Here is a 20153-nt window from a genome sequence, read left to right on the forward strand (position 1 = left end):
TATGTAACTAATTTAAGGAGATGAAAAAATTGACAAAAGATTGGAATACAAATATATATTGTTTAATAGGAGATCCTGTTAAGAAAAGCTTATCTCCCAAAATTCATAATTATATTTTTGAGGCAAACAATATTAACTCAGTATATGTCTGTTTCAATATAAATGCAAAAGATTTAAAAAGTACTTTAGATAGTTTTAAAATTTTAGGAATTGAAGGATTTAATGTAACTGTTCCACATAAAATTAAGATAATGAACTATCTAGATGAAATTGATGATGAAGCTAGATATTTAGGGGCTGTAAATACTGTTAAGAATGTTGAAGGACGTTTTATAGGCTATAATACGGATGGATTAGGATTTATAAAATCTCTAGAAGATAGAAATATAGATATAATAAATAAAGATATTTTGATATTAGGCGCTGGTGGAGCAAGTCACGCTATTTCAACTAAATTAGCTTTAGAAGGTGTAAATAAAATAATAATACTTAATAGAACTTTGAGTAAAGGAAAAAAACTTGCATCTGAAATTCATGAGAAATTTGATAATGTAAAATTAGAATGTGATACTTTAGACAATTTTTATAAATATTTGGATATAGATATGATTGTAAATTGTACAACTATAGGAATGTATCCAGATATAGATTCATCTCCTGTAGATTTGTCAATGTTTAATAATGATATAATAGTTTATGATATAGTATACAAGCCTATAAAAACTAAGTTATTACATATGGCAGAAAGAATGGGAATGGAGACAATAGAAGGTATAGATATGTTAATAAACCAAGGCTTATTAAGCCAAAAGATTTGGTTTAATTATGAAATAGATAATCTTTTTAAAGACGTTGATGAGCTAAAAAAACTTTTAATCTGATATTAATATTTTAAAATGAAGGGTGAATTTTATGTTACTTAATCAAAAGGAATTCAGGAATGTTTCGATCATAAGGTTAGTTGATTTAGTAATAAATGAAGCCATAAAAATGAAAGCTAGTGATATACATATAGAACCATTTTCTAATGAAATTAGGATTAGATTCAGAATTGATGGAGATTTAATGGATATTCAGAACCTTCCTATAGAATACTTGTCATCTATAACCACAAGAATAAAAATAATGGGCAAAATGGATATAGCTGAAAAAAGAGTTCCTCAAGATGGAAGTATGGAATTTTATTTTGAAGATAGACAGATAGATTTACGTATATCTAGCTTACCAACAGTGCATGGAGAAAAAATAGTCATAAGAATATTAGATAGGGATAGTTTTATACTTTCAAAGGAAGAACTTGGACTCTATTCGAAGAATTTAGAATCTTTTGAAAAGATTCTAAAACAGCCTTATGGAATAATACTAGTAACGGGACCTACTGGAAGTGGCAAGACTACAACTTTAGCTTCTATGATAAATGAAATAAATGAAGAAAGGAATTGCCATATTATTACTTTAGAAGATCCTATAGAATATGTACATATCCATAATCAAAGTATTATTAATCAAAGGGAAATTAAAAATGACACTTTAAGTTTTAGCAAGGGTTTAAGAGCAGCCTTAAGACAGGATCCAGATGTGATTCTGGTTGGAGAGATGAGAGACTTAGAAACTATTAGCACTGTATTAACAGCTGCTGAAACAGGACATTTAGTTATTTCAACTCTTCATACTTTAGGTGCAGCTAAAACTATGGATAGGATAATAGATGTATTTCCACCAGAGCAACAAAGACAGATAAAAGTTCAGCTAGCCTCTGTTATACAAGGGATTATATCTCAACAACTATTAAAAAGTATAGATGGGAATAGTAGATTTGCAGCTTTTGAAATCATGATAGCAACCCCAGCTATAAGAAATCTAATAAGGGAAGGTAAAAATTATCAAATAGATACAGTTATTCAAACAGGGAAAAAACATGGAATGCAAACTATGGATAATGCAATTTTAAATTTATATAATAAAAGACTTATCTCTAAAGAAATAGCTTTGAGTGGATCTATAAATAAAGATATGTTGAGCAAATATCTTTAGTAAGGCGGTGATAGTTTGATTTATAATTATAAAGCCGTTTCAAATAAAGGGGAAATAATTGAGGGAAGCTGCGAAGGGGAAAATTTAGATGAAGTTCTAGAAAAAATAAGAACTAATAAGTATCTTCCTATATCTGTTGAAAAATCTAAGAATAATAGGCTAAGAACTAATATAGCTTTTAAAACAAAAGTTAGTAAAAAAGATATGGCAATATTTTGTAGACAATTTTATACAATGGTTGATTCAGGAATAAGTATTATAAATTGTTTAGAAGTTCTTAAAAAACAGACTGAAAATAAAATACTTAAAGAAGCTATTGGACAAGTTTATAATGAAGTACAAAGAGGAATGACCCTCTCAGAAGCTATGAAAAAAGATAAAGATATTTTCCCGGATTTTTTTATAAATATGGTAGAAATAGGAGAAGTTAGTGGTACTTTAGATATAATTTTACATAGAATGTCCATTTATTATGAAAAAGAAGATAAAATTGAAAGTAAAGTGAAATCAGCAATAATATATCCAATTATTTTAATTATAGTATCTGTATTTGTAATTATATTTTTACTTACTATGGTACTACCTACCTTTATAAGTATATTTGAAAGCAATAATGTATTGTTGCCAGTACCTACAAGGATACTGCTAAATATTAGTAATAGTTTAAAAAACCATTGGTATTTATATTTAATTTTATTTTTAATTCTTATATTAACAATAAACTCTTATAAACAAACTCAAGATGGTAGAATATTTTTTGATAGATTAAAAATCAAATTGCCAGGTATAAAGAAAATCAATTCTAAAATTATAACTTCCAAATTTACTAGAACACTTTCTACATTATTATTCAGTGGAATTCCTCTTATTCAGGCTTTAAAAGTAGTAAATAAAATCATAGAAAATGAAGTTGTAGTAAAAGAACTTGAAGAAGCTATTGAAAGTATAGAAAAAGGTTTACCTCTTTGGAGAAGTATTGAGGGAATAAGTGTATTTTCCCCAATAGTTAAATCTATGATAAATGTTGGGGAAGAATCAGGCTCTCTTGATAAGCTTCTTGATAAAACTGCAGATTTTTATGAAGATGAGGTAGATATGTTATTTCAAAGAATGAACACTATAATAGAACCTGTACTTATAATAATCATGGCTTTCATTATTGGATTTATAGTAATTGCTATGGCAATACCAATGTTTGATATGGTAAACATTATTCAAATGTAATCAAATTTTATATGGGGGGGTAAAAAAATGATTAAAAATTTGAAAATGGAAATTAAGAATAATAGTGGTTTTACTTTAATTGAACTGATATTAGTTATTGCTATACTGGCAATACTTTCAGCAATTGCAATACCAAAAATAGGAAAGACTAAAGAAGCTGCAGAGATTGCTGCTCATAATACTAATGTAAGAACATTAGAAAGTGTGGCTAATACATATATTTTAGACAAAGGTTTACCATCTGCTCAAAAAACAATAATTGTAGATGATACTGATAACAATGAATTAAAAGAGTATATTCAAGAGTCACCAAAAATTCCTGATATTATAAAAAAGGAGAACTCAAATAGTAAATATTATACAGTTACAATTGATAAGGATGGGAAAATAGAAGTAAATCCAGGTAGAAAACAAAATTAGAGGATATTGGATATGAAGATAATTATATTAACTTTAGGTTTAATTATAGGATACTTTCTAAATTTATATATATACAGACTATTATGGGAAGAGGGCTTGGTTGCCCCTTCTTCCCATTGTTTAAAATATTTTACATCTTTTAAATACTATGGGTCTATACTAGGTCCAAGTTTTAACTGTAAAGGTGATAAGTGTAGATACTGTAAAGAAAGGGTTGTATTACAGTATCTACTTGTTGAAGCATTGAATGGGTTTACATATTTGACCTTATATAATTACTTTGGTGTTGGTTTACAATTTGTATTTTATGCTGTAGTAGTAGATATTTTAATAATTGTTAGTGTTGTAGACTATTATTTTCAAATTATTCCTGATAAATGCCATATATTTCTACTTATTTCAACTTTTATATACAAATTGCTTCAATTCCTATTGTATGATATTTCACCATATTTTCTCAATAGTATTATTGGACTAATTGTATCTAGTGGTATATTCCTACTTATAGCTATTCTATCTAAAGGAGGAATAGGTGGAGGGGATATAAAACTTATAGGTATATTAGGATTTATATTGGGTTTTAAATTATCTCTTTTAAATATATTGATATCTTTTTTTGTTGGGGCTTTTGTATCTGTTTTTTTAATATTTTTTAAAATAAAAGATAAAAAAGATTCAATAGCCTTTGGTCCTTTTATTTCAATAGCTTTTCTTATTACTATTTTAGAAGGTAAAAATATTATCTTTTGGTATTTTAATAGTTTATTTTAACTAGTAGTAAATATAAGGAGGAAGAACCGTTGAATATTAAAAGACTTTTCTTACCTAAAAAAGTATTATCTATTGATATTGGTACTTATGAAACCAAGGTAGTAGAGGGGAAAAAGACTAATGAAGGATTAGATATAAATAAAAGTTTTTCTTTTTTAACCCCTGAAGGTGCCTATGAGGATGGGTACATATTAGAAAATGAACTTTTGCATTATGTTTTTAAAAAGGAATTTAATAAAAATAAACTGTCTTCAAATACAGCTTATATTACAATAAAAAGTAATTCTCTTATTAAAAAAGAAATTGAATTACCATCAGTAAGTCATAATGAAATTAAAGGAATATTAAAATACGAGACAAAAGAATATCTACCTGTAGAAATAAAAGATTTTATAATACAATACAAAATTATTAATAAAGTAAAAAATAGAGATATAGAAAAACTTAATGTATTATTAGTTGCTGTTCCTAAAAAAATCGTAGAAAGTCATTTTATATTTTTAAAAGATCTGGGATTGAAGCCTACTGTATTAGATTTGCAGTTAAATAGTTCCAGTAAGTTATTTAAATACAATAGTGTTGTTAATGGAGAATATAATATTGAAAATAATACTTTTGCAATTATAGATTTAAGTTATTTAAGTACTGATGTAACTATAATTAAAAATGGAGATATTTTGTTAAATGAAAATATCCCAGATTCTGTTCAATTATCTGAAGAAGGACTAAATAGAGGAACAAGGAATATTAATAATTTAATAGAAAAAATAAGTTTGATTTTTCAAAAATATAAAACAAAACATATAAAGGATCAAATTGAAATGATTTTTTTATATGGAGGTTTTTCTAATATAGAAGATATAGATTTGATATTTGAGAATAGTTTGAATATACCTTCAGTTATAGTAAAAAGTATGGATAAAATTTATTTAAGTGAAGATTTAAATAAGTATGTAAACTGTATAGGATCTATTATTAGAGTTGAGGGGTAGCTGTATGAAAGATTTAAATTTTTTTAATCATTATACGGAAAGTAAGAAATTTAAAATTGAAAATATATACTACTTGTTTATATTATTTCTTTTAATATCAATATTTTTTTATAGTTTTATAAACCAAATAAAGATAAATAATCTTTCTAAAAAGGTAAGTAATTTAAAAACACAAGTAGAGAATGAAGAAATCAAGACTAAAGTTAATAAGCTAAGAAAAGAAAAAGATGAGATTAATAAAGTTGAAAATAATATTAAACAGTTAAAATTATTAGATGAATTTATTAAAAAAGAAGATAAAATTAATGAAGAATTAATAAAGGATATAAATTTAAGAATACCAGAAAATGTTTTTCTAATCTCAATAGAATTTAACCTATCTTCTATTGAGATTAAAGGAATTAGCGGAGATAAACTATCTATTGCTCAATTGGAACGTAACTTGAATGAAATAAAAAGCTTTAAGAATGTCTTCATTTCAAATATATATTTTGAAGAAAACCATTATAGTTTTTCTTTAAGTATAAGTTTAAAAGATGAGGATGTGAAGGATGATGAAGAAAAAGATGAGATTAAATAAAAGGGAAAAAGATCTTTTAATATTATTAGGAATTATAATAACCTTTTGTTTTTTTCAAAGAAAGATTTTTCCACACCAAAAGCAAGAGATATTAAAATTAGAAGAGCAGAAGCTTAAGTATGAGAAAGAAATTATAAATATGCTTAATATACTAGATGAAAAAGAAAAAATCAAAGCGAACTCTATTAGAATGAATAGGGAAAAAGATAGGGCCGGTCTTCAATACTTTTCTAAATTAGAACAATCTCAAATTATATATTTATTAGACAGTATTTTAAATGAATGCAAACTTAAAATACTAGATATAAATTTTTCTCAACCAGAGATTGAAGAGTTAACAAATAATATATTTTATAAAACCATGAATTTATCTATATCTTATAAGGGGAGTTATGAAGAGCTTTTAGAGTGTTTAAATAAAATAAGAAATAGTCCAAAAAAATTTTTAATAACTAATCTTACTATAAATAGAGAAGATAAGGAGATTTTAATAGGGGAGATTGGCTTAAAAGTATATAGCATGGAAAATATTTTTGATGAAAAAGATAATATAAGTGTTATGAATGCAGACTTAAATCCAGATAGAAAGAGCCCTTTTGATTCTTTACAAGAATTTGATGATAATAAAGATGAAAATATAGAAGATGGCCTAGATAATATTATAAATAAAGAAGCTTATACAGATGAAGATACTATAAATTTTGACAATTATAAAACTAATAATACTGATAGAAATGAAATTATTCAAAGGAATGATTTACCAGAAAGAAGAAATGAAGTTTCAGATGATAAAAGTAAGAAAGATAATGGGAAAAATAAAGAAAAACCAAAAAAGGAAGAAAAGCCTTCTAAAACGAAGGAAGAATCTAAGGAAAAAAACAATTTGTATTTAGATTTTAGTAATAAAGATATAAAAGTTGATTCTCCAAAGTCTGACGTAGGATTTTGGTTGTATTCTCATAATATTTCAACTATAAAATTGAAATTAAGTTTTATAGATCAAGAAAAAAAGAAAGCTTATATTGAAAAATCCTGTGTAGTTAGTGAAAATGGATGGAGTTATTTAGAAGTTGAAGTTTTAGAAAGTATATTTTCTTATCCTTTAAAATTGGACAAGATGTATTTTGAATGTGAAAGTAATGATAAAAATTTTAGTTTCATATTCATTGATGATATAAATATTCAAATGAAAGATTAGATGTATTGATTGTTTTAAAAGGAGAGAATAAGATTGAACAAGCTTATACTACTATTAAAAAATAAAAAAGGAATGACTTTAATTGAAATAGTTTTAAGTATTACAATTTTATCTATTTTATTGCTAATAGTAGTGCCAGAAAGTAATATTATATTAAAATTTAAAGAAAGAAAAGAATTATTGGAATTTAAAACTGATTTAAACTGTGCAAGAAATAAAGCTATATGCGATGGAATGAGATACAGCATAAAACTTTTTCCTAGAAATAATTTTTATTATATCTATAAATATGAGAGGTTTCCAGAGGTTGTTGCTAAAAAGGAATTTAAGAATGGAATAAGAATTGAAAATACGAATTTCAATGGTAGTTTGAATAGTAAGCCAGCTGAAATTATGTTTACATCAACAGGAGCACCAAGTAAAGGTGGAAGAATAATTATTAGAAATAAGAAGAATGAAAAAATTTTAATAACTGTAGAACCTGCTACAGGAAAAGTTAATCTATATATTGATGGGGAGTAAAAATATGAATAGAAAAGGTTTTCTTTTAATAGAAGTTTTAATTGGAATTTTTCTTCTGGGACTAATTACAACTACTTTTTTTCCTATATTTACTTTAATGAATAATCAATTTAAGAATGTAGAAATTAAAAATGATATGAAATATTATGGAGAAACTGTTATAGAAAAAATAAAAGCCTTTGATTTTAATAAAAGTAGTGGAGAATGTATACTTGATATGGAATTAGAAAAACTCATTAATATCTTTTGTGAAAATGATGAAGTTGAGGTAGATTTACCTTTAAGTTCTGACAAAGACTTTAGATATAGAGTTAATATATGTAAAAACAACAAGGGAAATAACTTATGGAAAATTTATGTAAAGGTGCTGCCTAAAAATAATAAAGAAAATATGGAAGGTGTATCCTTTGAAACTATTTTACAGAAACCAGAGAAATAATAAAAAAGACATTATTTTACTTGAAAATAGAGGCTTTACTTTGATAGAATTGCCTATGGGCATATGTATAATTGGAATAATAATATTATCTTTATATTTTATGTTTAATTATTCCGTTAAAGTTACTCAAATAGGGGAAGAAAAAGAAGAGATTCTTTTAAATGGAAGATATGCTATTGAATATATTAAAAAAGAGATTAGGCAATCAGAAGAAATAATATCTACAAGTAAATTTGGTGGATTTAATGAAAAGTTTAAAGAAAACTTTGGATTTGTACTCAAGATCAATAAAGATAATGAGAGTAAATATGTATCCTATTACTTTAAAAACGGAAGTATATATAGAATAGTATCTACTAATACAAATACAAAATATCCCTATGCAGGAAGTTTTCAAGGCCATAATAAAATTGTTGAAAATATAATTTCTATAGAAGGATCAAAGGCAAATTTTCAAAATGATAAAATAGTTTTAAACTTATTAATGGGTGGTGAATGGAATAAAAATATAGAATTAAAAACGGAAGTCTTTATGAGATGTCCTACAGATTATTAACTGGGGGGATAACATTGGACAGTAATAGAGGTTCTATAGTTATTCTATCTATTATAGTTGGGGCCATTATGTTTTTGTTATCTAGTTTCTTATTATACTCTATTTATTTAGATCATCAAATCGCTAATTCTAGTATAGATCATCTTCAATCTTATTATTTAGCAGAAGATAAAATATATCTTTGTTTTGACGAAGGAAGTAGTTATTATGATGAATTGATCTTAGGTTTAAAACATTATTTGAAATACAAACAATTTGGAAATTCTTCAAATAAAAATCTAATAATAATAGATGAAGAAGATTTAAATCCTAAAGATACTAAGAATGAGATTAAATTAGACATGTTTATGAAGAATAATATTTTAAATGGAGGTATTTTGGCACAATCTGATTATAAAAATATAAACAAGAGGGTTTATGGAGCATTTACCTTCATTAATCCATTTTATAGTACAGATAAACCCATACTTTCTAAAAATACATTGGAAGATTTGGAAGAGGGAAGCATAGATGAATTTATGGAGCAGCTTTTTAATGATTTTAAATTGGAAACATTTGAAAATGATATTGAGATAATTGAAGTAAATGATTTTCAAAAAATAGATATATATTTTTATGATGAGAAAACTAGAAAGATAAGATTAGATTTTTTTAGGTATAAAGATGAAGAAACAGCTGTAGGTAAAAAATATTTATCTACAGATGAAATTTATTTAATTTCAAAGGATAAAATGAAAAACTCTGAGATAAATATATATGCAAATGATGTAAGGATCACAGATATTCTAAAAGGAATTATATATGTAGATGGAGATTTGAATTTATATGGCAAGTTAAATTTTAATGGTATTGTAGCTATAAATTCTGGAAAAGTGAATGTTTATTCTAAAGATAGACCCAAAATAAGAGGAATGTTTATATTAAATAACTATAAAGATGACGAGGAAACAATAGAAGAAAAAATAGATTTGCAATATCGCCAAATAGTGGTTGATAGATTTGGATTGTATATACCTGATTATATAAAACCAAATCTATATTTAGTAAAAGAGGGGGGAACAATAGAAAAATGAAATTACATAATTTAATGGAAGATGAAGTTATACGTATAGTAAATAAATTGTTAAAAAATGAGAAAGATATTTGTACTTGCGAAAAGTGTAAATTAGATATAGCTGCAATAGCATTAAACAATTTATTACCTCAATATGTAGTTACAAAAAAAGGAGAGTTATATAAAAGAGCTAATAATATGGGCATTCAGTTTGAGGCGGATATAACTAAAGAAGTGACCAAGGCCATATATATAGTAAGAAAAAGGCCCAAACATGAAATAAAGTTGTAGGTGACAATAATGAAAAATATAGTCTTAATAGGTCCTAGTGGTGTAGGGAAAACTACTATAGGAAAGTATATATCTAGTAAATTGAAGATTGAACAGGTTGATACAGATTTTATAATAGAAAAAAAGTTTTCAATGAGTATTGAAAATATATTTAAAAAATATGGTGAAAATTGGTTTAGAATAGAAGAATCAAATATAGTAAAAGAAGTATCAAATAAGAATAATATAGTTATATCTACCGGTGGTGGAGTAGTAATAAATGAAAAAAATATAGAAAATCTTAAATCTACTGGTATATTATTCATGTTAGTAGGAAGTATAGATACTTTAACTAGAAATTTAATGAATTCTAATAAAAAAAGACCTTTGATTGGTAATTATGGATATGATGAAATATATAAAAATGTAAAAAATATGTTTTTTGAAAGAGAAAAATTATATATAAAATCTGCAGATTATTTAATAAGTGTAGATAATAGAACTATTGAGGAAATTGGGGAAGAAATTATTTCTTTTTATAAAAAACATTAACTTGTAGTAATAGGAAAGGATTGCTATAATTAAAGAGGTAAAAGAGAATAGAGAGGATAAAAAAATGAAGATATTAGTTATTCATGGTCCAAATTTAAATATTTTAGGAAATAGAAAAAAAGAATATTATGGTGAAAAAAACATAGAAGAAGTAAATAGAATGATTCAATCTAAAGCTAAGAGTTTAGGATTTAAGGTAGATATTTTTCAATATAATTGTGAAGGAGATATTGTATCTAAGCTAAATTCTACATTGGATGATGAGTATAGTGGAATTGTTATAAATGCAGGGGCTTATACTCATTACAGTATTGCCATAAGGGATGCTATTGAAAGCGTAAGAGTTCCTACAATAGAGGTTCATTTATCCAATATATATGGAAGAGAAGAGTTTAGAAGAATTTCTATGATTGCACCGGTATGTACTGGTCAGATAACAGGATTTGGGCCATATAGTTATCTTTTAGCTTTAGAAGCAATTAAATATTTAATATAATAATTTTAGTGGGAGGTATTTATAAATGATTTCGGCAAATGATATAAGAAAAGGAATAACTTTTAAAATGGATGGAGAGGTGTACCAAGTACTAGATTTCCAGCATGTTAAACCAGGAAAAGGAGCTGCATTTGTTAGAACTAAAATTAAAAATGTCATGACTGGGACGATAAAAGAAGTTACTTTGAATCCAAATGAAAAATTTCCTAGGGTTCATATTGAAAGCAAGGAAATGCAATACTTATATAATGATGGCGAACTATATTATTTTATGGATAATGAGACATTTGAACAATTGCCTTTAACTGAAGAAAATGTAGAAGACGCAATTATATATATTAAAGAGAATGACACAGCTATAGTAAGATTTTATGAAGGTAATCCTTTTGAGTTAATAGCACCAAATTTTGTTGAACTTGAAGTTACAAAGACAGAACCTGGTATAAAAGGAGATACAGCTACTGGGGCAACTAAACCAGCAACTGTTGAAACAGGAGCTACTGTTCAAGTGCCTCTTTTTGTTAATATTGGGGACAAGATTAAAATAGATACTAGAACAGGTGATTATTTATCAAGAGTTTAGGGAATAATTAAAATATATATAAAGTATGAGGAGGGATAATATGGATTATTTATACCAAAAAGTTTCTTATTTAAGAGGTTTAGCTGAAGGTTTAGGAATTGAAGAATCTACTAAAGAGGGGAAATTACTTCTACATATAGTAGACACTCTTGAAGATTTTGCTGACGCTATTGAGGATTTAGATGAGTATGTAAGTTATATGGATGAGGACTTAGCCGATGTAGAAGAAGAAGTATATGACTTATTTGATGAAGATTATGAATATGAAGATTTTGATGATGAATGTGGTTGTATAGAAATTGAATGTCCAGATTGTGATGAGGATTCTATAGAATCTTTAGATAGAATAGATTAAGTCTTGTAAAAGCAACAAAAAGAACTGATTTTAAATCATTAATGATTTAAAATCAGTTCTTTATTTTTTTGAAAAAATTTTAGCATATTATTTATTTTTGGACATACTTATGTATAAAGGAGGGACAGGTTATGAAGAAGGATGAAGCATTAATATTTGATTATTTACTCCAATACATAGCTCCTGAAATTAGTAATATTTTATTTAAGGTTTCTAAGGAGAAAAAAAGAAATATAGAAGAGATACGACTTAGAAATAGTTTTCCTTTAATGGTCTATTGTGAAGGAGGAGATTACTATGTTTCGAAAAATGGAGAATTAACACAAAATGAAAAAGATATTTTTATTGTAAATAAAAAGCTTTTATTTAAAACTTTTCAACTGGTAAGTAATTATTCAGTATATGCCTTTGAAGAGGAAATAAGAAGCGGATTTATCACTTTAAAAGGAGGGCATAGGGTAGGGATAGCAGGAAAGACTATTTATGGCTCTAATGGTGTAGAAACAATAAAAGATATTTCCTCACTGAATATAAGGGTTGCCAGAGAAAAGATTGGTGTTTCAGATAAGATTATGAAGTATTTAATTAAAGAATCAGATTCTATATATCATACCCTTATTGTCTCTCCACCTCAATGTGGGAAAACAACACTCTTAAGAGATATAGCGAGAAATATAAGTGATGGAATGCCAAATATGAACTTTAAAGGGAAAAAGGTAGGAATAGTAGATGAAAGATCAGAGATTGCTGGAGTATATAGTGGAATTCCACAAAAAACTATAGGCAAAAGAACAGATATATTAGATGGCTGTCTTAAAAAAGATGGGATTATAATGCTAATTCGAGCTATGTCTCCTGAAATAATTGTAACAGATGAATTAGGAGGCGAGGAAGATATAAAGGCGATATATGAAGCATTAAAAGCAGGAGTAATATTGATATCAACAGTTCATGGAAAAGATTTAAAAGATATAATGACTAAAAATAATTTAGGTGAATTAATAGAAAGAAAAGTGTTTGAGAGAATAATTATACTTGATAATTCAAAAGGTGTGGGAACAATTCGAGATATATTGGACGGGCATACTTTTACTTCTGTCATATATTAAGGAAGGTGTAATATGATAATTTTAAAGATAATAGGTTGTACTTTAATTGTTCTATCTTCTAGCTTAATAGGATATATATATGGAAAAAGCTATAAAGAAAGATTGGAAAATCTTATTTATCTAGAAAATTGTATAAAAATACTAGAGACAGAGATTATGTATGGTGCCAATCCATTACCTGAAGCATTAGAAAACGTATATAAAAAGGGCAATAAAAAAGTTTCATTTATTTTCAATAGAATTTCCCAAGCATTAAAAGAACATAAAAGTGGTGAAGTTTTAGAATGTTTTTTAATGGTATCAGATACCATGAAAAAGAATTTGAATTTTAAAAAAGAAGATGTAGAAGTTTTTACAAATTTAGGCCGAACCATCGGTTCCTCAAATAGGAAGGATCAAGAAAAAAGCTTTAAATTAATTCTAGCTCAAATAAAAGCACTGCAAAAAGAAGCTAGACTAGAGAAAGAGAAAAATGAAAAAATGTTTAAAAATTTAGGCTTTTTATCAGGTCTAGCTATAGTAATTATTTTATTGTAAGGGAGAGAATAAAATGGATGTAGATCTAATATTTAAAATTGCTAGTATAGGTATATTGTCGGCAGTTTTACATACTGTCCTTGCTAGATCTGGAAAAGAAGAATACGCTTATTTAGCCTCATTGGCAGGAGTGGTAATAGTACTTGGAGTAGTTATAAATTTAATAAGTAAACTGTTTGACAATGTAAAATCATTGTTCCAGCTTTATTAAATAGGAAGTGATAAAGTGGAGATATTTCAGATAGTAGGAATAGGATTGGTTGCCACTATGATGATTGTATTTTTAAAAGATCAAAAACCAGAATTTGCATTACTAATTAGTGTAGCAACAAGTATAATAATATTTTATTTTGTAATAGATAAATTTCAAGTTGTTGTACAGGTTCTAACTAATTTAGCTAAAAATGCAAATGTAGATTTTATATACTTTACAACTATTCTAAAGATTATTGGAATAGCTTATGTTGTTGAGTTTGGTGCTCAAATTTCTAGAGATGCAGGAGAAGAGTCTATTGCTTCTAAGATTGAGTTAGGAGGAAAGGTAATAATAATGGTGTTGGGATTACCTATTTTAATGGCACTTATGGATTTGATAATAAAAATATTACCATAAAGGTGAATCGAAAATGATAAAAATGAAAAAAACGGTTATAATAATTTTTTTTATACTTATGTTGCCTACTTGTATATATGGTAATGAATATGAGGATGAAGACAATATAGATCTTATTATGGAACAACTTGAAATTTTAAATTTAGATGAAATTGAAGAGGCGATTAAGAGTATAGATGATATAACATATGAGTATTTCCCTAAATTAAATTTTAAGGATTTTATTTCATCAATTATTAAAGGTGATAGGATAATTGAAGCTAAAGATATATTAAAAGGTATGGGGGAATTTTTCTTAAAAGAAGTTCTTGAAAACATAAATCTTTTAATAGAAATTTTAGCTATAACTATAATATGTGCTGTTTTAACTAATTTACAATCTAGTTTTGAAAATGATACTGTTGGAGAATTAGCTTATTATATATGTTATATATTATTAACCACTATTGTAATAAAAAGTTTTACTATTATAATGCTCTTAGGAAAAAACACAGTAGACAGCATGGTAAACTTCATGCAAATAATACTTCCGATTTTATTAACACTTTTAGTAGCTGTAGGTGGAGTTACAGCAAATGCTCTTTTTCATCCAATAGTATTAGGTTCTATAAACATAGTTGGAATACTTGTAAAAGATATGATTTTTCCATTTATATATTTTTCTTTTATTATTGGATTAATAAGTAGAATTTCAAAAAAGGTCCAGTTTACTAAGTTATCTGAACTTTTAAGACAAGTAGTTATTACAGTAATAGGTGCTTCTTTAACTGTATTTATAGGGATTATGTCAATGTATGGAATAGCTTCAAAAGTTGATGGGGTTACAGTAAGAACTGCAAAATTTGCAGTTGATAAGTTTGTACCTATAGTTGGAAAATTTCTATCAGATGCGATGGATACAGTAGTAGGATGTTCTGCAGTCCTAAAAAATGCAGTAGGAGTAATAGGATTATTTACATTATTTCTCATATGTATTATACCAATTATAAAAATAGTTGCACTAATCTTTATTTATAAAGTAGTAATAGCAGTTATTGAACCAGTTTCTACTATAGAAATTGGAGAGTGTCTTAATGAAGTAAGTAAATCTTTATTGTTGGTACTAGCTAGCTTATTATCTATATCAATTATGTTTTTCATAACTATTACAATAATTGTTGAAGCAGGAAATGTAACTATGATGTTAAGGTAGGTGATAGAATTGGGATTATAAGTTTTTTAAAAAGTTGGGTCATTGATATAGTTACTATGGTCATATTTATATCGTTTTTAGAAATAGTTTTACCTAATAGTAATATGAAAAGGTTTATAGATATGATCGTAGGTTTTTTAATTATAGTTGTTATTATAACTCCATTCATAAAAATTATTTCTAAAGATATAGATATAGAAAAGAATTTTTTATTAAATAGCAATAAATTAAATACTGAAATTAAAAACAATTACTCTGAAGAAAAAGAAGAAGTTTTGGCATTACAAGAAAAACAAATAATTGAATCCTATAAGAAGGGTATTGAAAGGAAAATAGGAAACTTAATAAAAGAAAAAACAAATTATGAAGTAAAGAATATAGATATGGAAATAAATAAGGATTTAGAAGATAAAAATTATGGAGAAATTAAAGAATTAAATATAGTTTTAAGAGAAAAGATTGATAAAAATTCAGAAAATGAAAAATCAATAAAAATAGAGAATATAGAAGAAGTATGGATAAAAAAGAATAAAGAAAACAAATCCAATGAAAAATTTGAAGAAAGTGATAAGATAAAAAAAATAATTTCAAAAGAATATGGATTATCTGAAGAAAAAATTTCTGCTTCTTTAAGCAGAGAACGGTAGGTGATCATAAGATGAATTTTAAATTTAATTTCAAGGAATTTTTAAATAAAATAACTAATAAAAAATATATAAATAAACTATTAATAATATTAATAGTAGGTATAATGCTTTTAATCACAGCTAGTCTATTTAAAGACAATAAAAAAGAAGAAACAACTAAAAAAGATAATATAGAAAAGGAAATAAAAGAAAGTGATATGGAGGACTATGCCTATGTTTTAGAAAGAAAGTTAGAAAAAATTTTAAGTCAGATTAAAGGAGCTGGAAATGTAGATGTAATGATAACATTGGATGAAACTACAGAAAAAATCCCTGCAGTGAATAAAACAGAAAATCAGGAAAAAACCAGTGAAGAAGATTCTCAAGGAGGTGTTCGAGAAATAAATAGAGAGGACTCTACACTTCAAGTTGTAACTAAAGGGAATGAAGGCTCTATTTTAGTACTGAAAGAAATAAAACCAAAGATAAAAGGTGTGATAATTGTTGCAGAGGGAGCTTATGATATTGAAGTAAAGGAACAGTTATATGAGGCTGTAAAAACGGTTTTAGATGTATCGGGAAATAAAGTGGAAGTATATTCTAGTAATTAAATAAAGGGGGGCTTTATATGTTTACTATAAAAAAACCAGCCATTATAACAATATTAGTCGCATTATTAGTTTTAACAGGATATATTAATCATCAAATGACACAAAATTCAGTTTCTAAAATTTCTAATGATTATCAAAATCATGAAGAAAAGGAGCTAGCTAAGACTCAGCAAGAAAATAACAAGGATTCAATAGAGACTATATCTAAAGAGAAAGATAGTAAAAAAGAGAATGTCGGAAAAGAAGGAGAAAATCTTTCTAACTTGACTGAAGAGATAAATACCAATATAGAAAAAAACATATCAAAAGAAGAAAATTTAAAGAGTAGAAATTATTTTGTAGAACACAGGCTTTCTAGGGATAAGATGAGAGCAAATTTAGTTGATGATCTAAAGGACATAGTAGATGATGAAAAAACTAATAATGAAGTAAGAGCAAAAGCCCAGAGTGAGATTATTAAAATGGGTGAAATATCCGAACAAGAATTGCATATAGAAGGCCTTATTAAAGCCAAAGGATTTGATGAAGCCCTTGTATTTTTAAAGGGAGATGGGGCAAAAATAGTAGTGTCTTCAGATGAGCTTACAGAACAAGATGTAATAAAAATATTAGATATAGTAAAGAGCGAAACTGAGTTAGATTCTTCAAATATTAAGATAATGAAAAAACAATAGATTTGTTTGTAAAACACCATCTATTCTGGTATAATATGCTTATAAGATTTTAGATAGGTGGAGGTGGCTAACTTGGCAGATACTATAAACAATGAAGGGGTAGACTATGGTACTGTAAAGATTGCTAATGAAGTAGTAGCAATAATTGCAGGTTTAGCAGCTACTGAGGTTGAAGGCGTTGCAGGAATGAGTGGTGGTATTACTGGTGGCATAAGTGATATGTTAGGTATGAAAAACTTATCAAAGGGAGTTAAAGTAGAGGTTGGAGAAAAAGAATGTGCCATCGATATCTTTGTAATAGTTGAATATGGTTCTAGAATTTCTGAAGTTGCTTTAAGAGTTCAAGAAAATGTTAAAGAAGCTGTAGAAACAATGACTGGTTTAAATGTTATAGAAGTAAATGTTAATGTTCAAGGTGTAAATATACCTAAAGAGCCTGAAGTAGAAGAGGAACCTAGAGTAAAATAAAATATTTACCCTCTGATTTATCAGAGGGTAAATTTAGTACTATTAGGAGGTAGAGATATTCTATGAATATTATTGATAGGATTATATTAACTATATATACTTTTTGCCTTGCAATACTTTCCATAGCACTTATATTATTCCCTTTTGAACAGCTTGATTTTTTATCTATAAATAATATTGAAGATTATTTAATAAAAATAAAAGGCAATTATGTATATTCTATAATAGGGGTAGCTTTTTTATTAGTTAGTATTAGGTTTTTAATATCTGGTTTAACTGGAAATAAGGATAAAAACAAAGGAACTTTTCTTATTAAACATACTGATTATGGAGAATTAAAAATTTCTACTCAAACAATCGAAGGACTTGCACAGAGCATAGCAAACAAATTTACAGGCATTAGAGATATTAGAACAAAAGTGCATATTTTTGAAGGTACAATAACTTTACACATGAGAGGAGAAGTTTCTCCAGAGATAAATATTCCTGAAACTACAATACAGTTACAAAATAAAGTAAAAGAACATGTAGAAAAATGTACGGGAGTTGAAGTGAGCGAAGTGAAAGTTGAGATAAGCAATGTGACTGCGCCAACTAGAACAGTAAAATAAATTATAGAGGTGTTTATGGTGGCTAAGGAAATTTTTTCGAGATTTATTCAATTGTTAGATAATAACAAGGGAAGAACTATAGGTGCAATAATAGGTTTTATAGTATCAATACTTATACTTACTATTGGCTTTTTTAAAACTTTATTTATTGTTATTTGCACAGGATTAGGATATTTTTTTGGAAAAAAATCTGATAATCAGGAAGATTTAAAGGAATTTTTGAATAAAATACTTCCTCCAGGGAAAACAAATTAAGTAGGATATTATATGGAATTTATATATAGTTACAAGGAGGACAAAGATGGGTAGAAAGTTAGCAAGAGAAGAGACAATGAAATTATTATTTCAGATGGAAATGAATAATGATTATTCGGATGATATAGTAGAATTATATATTGATGAAAATGAATTTACTCATGATGAAGAAGAGTATATTAGAGATGCTGTAGAAACGATAAAAATAAATTTAAACGATATTGATGAGTCTATTCAGAAATATATAAAGGGTTGGAAAATCCATAGACTTGCAAAAGTAGATTTATCTGTTTTGAGAATAGCTGTTTACGAGCTTACTTATAGAAAAGATATACCTATGGAAGTTACTATTAATGAGGCTATAGAAATATGCAAGAAGTATAGCACAGATGAATCATCGAAATTTATTAATGGCGTATTGGGAAGCTTTGTACGCAAAAAGGATGAATAGAAAATGAATAAGTATTATTTAGGAATAGATACAAGCGCTTATACTACATCGGTTGGAATTGTTAATGAAGAAGGACAAGTGATTTTAGATCTAAGAAAGAGGTTAAAGGTTGCAAGGAATAAAAGGGGATTAAGGCAACAAGAAGCAGTTTTTCAGCATATTAAAAATTTGCCTGAAATGTTTGCTAAAGTGTCTGAAACTATAGATATAAATGATTTATTAGTTATAAGTGCTAGTACTAAGCCAAGAAATATAGAAAAGTCGTACATGCCTGTTTTTGTTGTAGGAAAAGAACAGGCTTTTATTATATCTAAGTTGCTTAATATACCTTATAAAGAATTTAGTCATCAGGAAGGACATATATCAGCTGGAATTATAGGTACTGCTCTTGAAAGGGAAGAAAATTTTTTAGCTTTTCATATATCAGGAGGTACTACAGAATTACTCTTTGTAGACAATAGGAGAGAAAACTTTAACATTGAAAGAATAGGTGGGACATTGGACATAAGCGTTGGGCAATTAGTAGATAGAATTGGAGTAAAATTAGGATTAGATTTCCCATGTGGAGAAGAAATGGACTGTTTATCTCAGAATGGAAGTATAATAAATAAAAAAATACCACTTAGCATAAAAGATACCTGGTCTAATTTTTCTGGATATGAGAATTTTTTTTATGATATAATAGATAGTAAAAAATATTTAACTGAAGATATAATTAAAACTTTATTTTATACAATATATCTATGTTTAGAGAAGATAATAGTTAATTCATGTATGAGTTTTAATATAAGGAAAGTACTACTAATAGGTGGAGTAGCTTCTAATATTTTTATTAGAAAAAATCTTAGTGAAAGTTTAAGCAAAAGGGGTATAGATTTATATATACCTCCTATAGAATATTGTTCAGACAATGGAATAGGAACTGCTTATTTAGGAAATGTAAAGAATGACAATAGGTGA

The 20153-nt window shown here is 26.6% G+C and carries 30 protein-coding genes; all 30 read left to right on the top strand.

What is annotated here, in order from left to right; all coding sequences use genetic code 11:
* The first annotated feature begins 29 nt into the window (after positions 1-29).
* The 30 genes from aroE to FYJ27_RS03960 all read left to right on the top strand — a co-directional run bounded on the left by aroE (position 30) and on the right by FYJ27_RS03960 (position 20153).
* Positions 30-881: a shikimate dehydrogenase gene (gene aroE / locus FYJ27_RS03815; RefSeq protein ID WP_154483388.1), complete on the top strand. Its 852-nt coding sequence runs from the start codon at positions 30-32 to the stop codon at positions 879-881.
* Positions 882-912: 31 nt separating this feature from the next.
* Positions 913-2034: a type IV pilus twitching motility protein PilT gene (locus FYJ27_RS03820; protein WP_154483391.1), complete on the top strand. Its 1122-nt coding sequence runs from the start codon at positions 913-915 to the stop codon at positions 2032-2034.
* A gap of 15 nt (positions 2035-2049) precedes the next feature.
* Complete coding sequence (locus tag FYJ27_RS03825; RefSeq protein ID WP_154483394.1) at positions 2050-3258, top strand: type II secretion system F family protein; 1209 nt, start codon at positions 2050-2052, stop codon at positions 3256-3258.
* 27 nt (positions 3259-3285) lie between these two features.
* Positions 3286-3678, top strand: a complete 393-nt coding sequence (locus FYJ27_RS03830; RefSeq protein ID WP_154483397.1) for a type II secretion system protein — start codon at positions 3286-3288, stop codon at positions 3676-3678.
* 12 nt (positions 3679-3690) lie between these two features.
* The gene (locus FYJ27_RS03835) at positions 3691-4449 is read left to right on the top strand and encodes a prepilin peptidase (protein WP_154483400.1); all 759 of its coding nucleotides are present in this window, start codon (positions 3691-3693) and stop codon (positions 4447-4449) included.
* A 29-nt stretch (positions 4450-4478) separates the two neighbouring features.
* A complete protein-coding gene (gene pilM / locus FYJ27_RS03840; RefSeq protein WP_154483403.1) occupies positions 4479-5441 on the top strand; it encodes a type IV pilus biogenesis protein PilM in 963 nt (320 codons plus the stop codon).
* A gap of 4 nt (positions 5442-5445) precedes the next feature.
* The gene (locus FYJ27_RS03845; RefSeq protein ID WP_154483406.1) at positions 5446-6021 is read left to right on the top strand and encodes a PilN domain-containing protein; all 576 of its coding nucleotides are present in this window, start codon (positions 5446-5448) and stop codon (positions 6019-6021) included.
* Entirely contained in the window at positions 5996-7219 is a 1224-nt protein-coding gene (locus FYJ27_RS03850; protein WP_154483409.1) for a hypothetical protein, read from the top strand. The genes FYJ27_RS03845 and FYJ27_RS03850 overlap by 26 nt, the downstream gene beginning before the upstream one ends.
* A 33-nt stretch (positions 7220-7252) precedes the next feature.
* The gene (locus FYJ27_RS03855; protein WP_154483412.1) at positions 7253-7741 is read left to right on the top strand and encodes a prepilin-type N-terminal cleavage/methylation domain-containing protein; all 489 of its coding nucleotides are present in this window, start codon (positions 7253-7255) and stop codon (positions 7739-7741) included.
* A gap of 4 nt (positions 7742-7745) precedes the next feature.
* A complete protein-coding gene (locus FYJ27_RS03860; protein WP_195839071.1) occupies positions 7746-8180 on the top strand; it encodes a type II secretion system protein in 435 nt (144 codons plus the stop codon).
* Positions 8149-8736 (top strand): prepilin-type N-terminal cleavage/methylation domain-containing protein, encoded by a 588-nt coding sequence (locus FYJ27_RS03865; protein WP_154483418.1) that lies wholly within the window; start codon positions 8149-8151, stop codon positions 8734-8736. Before FYJ27_RS03860 ends, FYJ27_RS03865 begins: the two co-directional genes overlap by 32 nt.
* Positions 8737-8750: 14 nt before the next feature.
* Positions 8751-9809 (top strand): hypothetical protein, encoded by a 1059-nt coding sequence (locus tag FYJ27_RS03870; RefSeq protein ID WP_154483421.1) that lies wholly within the window; start codon positions 8751-8753, stop codon positions 9807-9809.
* Positions 9806-10081, top strand: a complete 276-nt coding sequence (locus tag FYJ27_RS03875) for a late competence development ComFB family protein (RefSeq protein ID WP_154483424.1) — start codon at positions 9806-9808, stop codon at positions 10079-10081. The genes FYJ27_RS03870 and FYJ27_RS03875 overlap by 4 nt, the downstream gene beginning before the upstream one ends.
* A 9-nt stretch (positions 10082-10090) precedes the next feature.
* Complete coding sequence (locus FYJ27_RS03880; protein ID WP_154483427.1) at positions 10091-10612, top strand: shikimate kinase; 522 nt, start codon at positions 10091-10093, stop codon at positions 10610-10612.
* Between the two features lie 64 nt (positions 10613-10676).
* Complete coding sequence (gene aroQ, locus FYJ27_RS03885; RefSeq protein WP_154483430.1) at positions 10677-11108, top strand: type II 3-dehydroquinate dehydratase; 432 nt, start codon at positions 10677-10679, stop codon at positions 11106-11108.
* Between the two features lie 25 nt (positions 11109-11133).
* On the top strand, positions 11134-11691 hold the full coding sequence (efp, locus tag FYJ27_RS03890) for an elongation factor P (RefSeq protein ID WP_154483433.1): 558 nt from the start codon (positions 11134-11136) through the stop codon (positions 11689-11691).
* Positions 11692-11731: 40 nt separating this feature from the next.
* On the top strand, positions 11732-12046 hold the full coding sequence (locus tag FYJ27_RS03895; protein ID WP_226807356.1) for a CD1247 N-terminal domain-containing protein: 315 nt from the start codon (positions 11732-11734) through the stop codon (positions 12044-12046).
* Between the two features lie 131 nt (positions 12047-12177).
* The gene (gene spoIIIAA / locus FYJ27_RS03900; RefSeq protein ID WP_154483436.1) at positions 12178-13155 is read left to right on the top strand and encodes a stage III sporulation protein AA; all 978 of its coding nucleotides are present in this window, start codon (positions 12178-12180) and stop codon (positions 13153-13155) included.
* 12 nt (positions 13156-13167) lie between these two features.
* The gene (gene spoIIIAB / locus FYJ27_RS03905; RefSeq protein ID WP_154483439.1) at positions 13168-13692 is read left to right on the top strand and encodes a stage III sporulation protein SpoIIIAB; all 525 of its coding nucleotides are present in this window, start codon (positions 13168-13170) and stop codon (positions 13690-13692) included.
* A 13-nt stretch (positions 13693-13705) separates the two neighbouring features.
* Positions 13706-13903, top strand: coding sequence for a stage III sporulation protein AC (gene spoIIIAC / locus FYJ27_RS03910; protein ID WP_154483442.1), 198 nt, complete (start codon positions 13706-13708; stop codon positions 13901-13903).
* A gap of 15 nt (positions 13904-13918) precedes the next feature.
* A complete protein-coding gene (gene spoIIIAD, locus FYJ27_RS03915) occupies positions 13919-14305 on the top strand; it encodes a stage III sporulation protein AD (protein WP_216383708.1) in 387 nt (128 codons plus the stop codon).
* A gap of 13 nt (positions 14306-14318) precedes the next feature.
* Positions 14319-15497, top strand: coding sequence for a stage III sporulation protein AE (gene spoIIIAE, locus FYJ27_RS03920; protein WP_154483445.1), 1179 nt, complete (start codon positions 14319-14321; stop codon positions 15495-15497).
* A 17-nt stretch (positions 15498-15514) separates the two neighbouring features.
* A complete protein-coding gene (spoIIIAF, locus tag FYJ27_RS03925; RefSeq protein WP_226807377.1) occupies positions 15515-16144 on the top strand; it encodes a stage III sporulation protein AF in 630 nt (209 codons plus the stop codon).
* An 11-nt stretch (positions 16145-16155) separates the two neighbouring features.
* Complete coding sequence (gene spoIIIAG, locus FYJ27_RS03930; RefSeq protein ID WP_154483451.1) at positions 16156-16734, top strand: stage III sporulation protein AG; 579 nt, start codon at positions 16156-16158, stop codon at positions 16732-16734.
* A gap of 17 nt (positions 16735-16751) precedes the next feature.
* Entirely contained in the window at positions 16752-17408 is a 657-nt protein-coding gene (locus FYJ27_RS03935; protein WP_154483454.1) for a SpoIIIAH-like family protein, read from the top strand.
* Between the two features lie 72 nt (positions 17409-17480).
* Positions 17481-17876, top strand: a complete 396-nt coding sequence (locus FYJ27_RS03940; protein WP_154483457.1) for an Asp23/Gls24 family envelope stress response protein — start codon at positions 17481-17483, stop codon at positions 17874-17876.
* 62 nt (positions 17877-17938) lie between these two features.
* Entirely contained in the window at positions 17939-18487 is a 549-nt protein-coding gene (gene amaP, locus FYJ27_RS03945) for an alkaline shock response membrane anchor protein AmaP (RefSeq protein WP_154483460.1), read from the top strand.
* 18 nt (positions 18488-18505) lie between these two features.
* Positions 18506-18742: a DUF2273 domain-containing protein gene (locus tag FYJ27_RS03950; protein WP_226807358.1), complete on the top strand. Its 237-nt coding sequence runs from the start codon at positions 18506-18508 to the stop codon at positions 18740-18742.
* A gap of 46 nt (positions 18743-18788) precedes the next feature.
* Positions 18789-19193: a transcription antitermination factor NusB gene (gene nusB, locus FYJ27_RS03955; protein ID WP_154483466.1), complete on the top strand. Its 405-nt coding sequence runs from the start codon at positions 18789-18791 to the stop codon at positions 19191-19193.
* Positions 19194-19196: 3 nt separating this feature from the next.
* Positions 19197-20153 carry an O-sialoglycoprotein endopeptidase gene (locus FYJ27_RS03960; RefSeq protein WP_154483469.1) on the top strand — a complete coding sequence of 319 codons (957 nt, stop codon included), beginning with the start codon at positions 19197-19199 and terminating at the stop codon, positions 20151-20153.

It is taken from the genome of Anaerosalibacter bizertensis, assembly GCF_009696605.1.
Taxonomy (GTDB): Bacteria; Bacillota; Clostridia; order Tissierellales; family Sporanaerobacteraceae; genus Anaerosalibacter; species Anaerosalibacter bizertensis.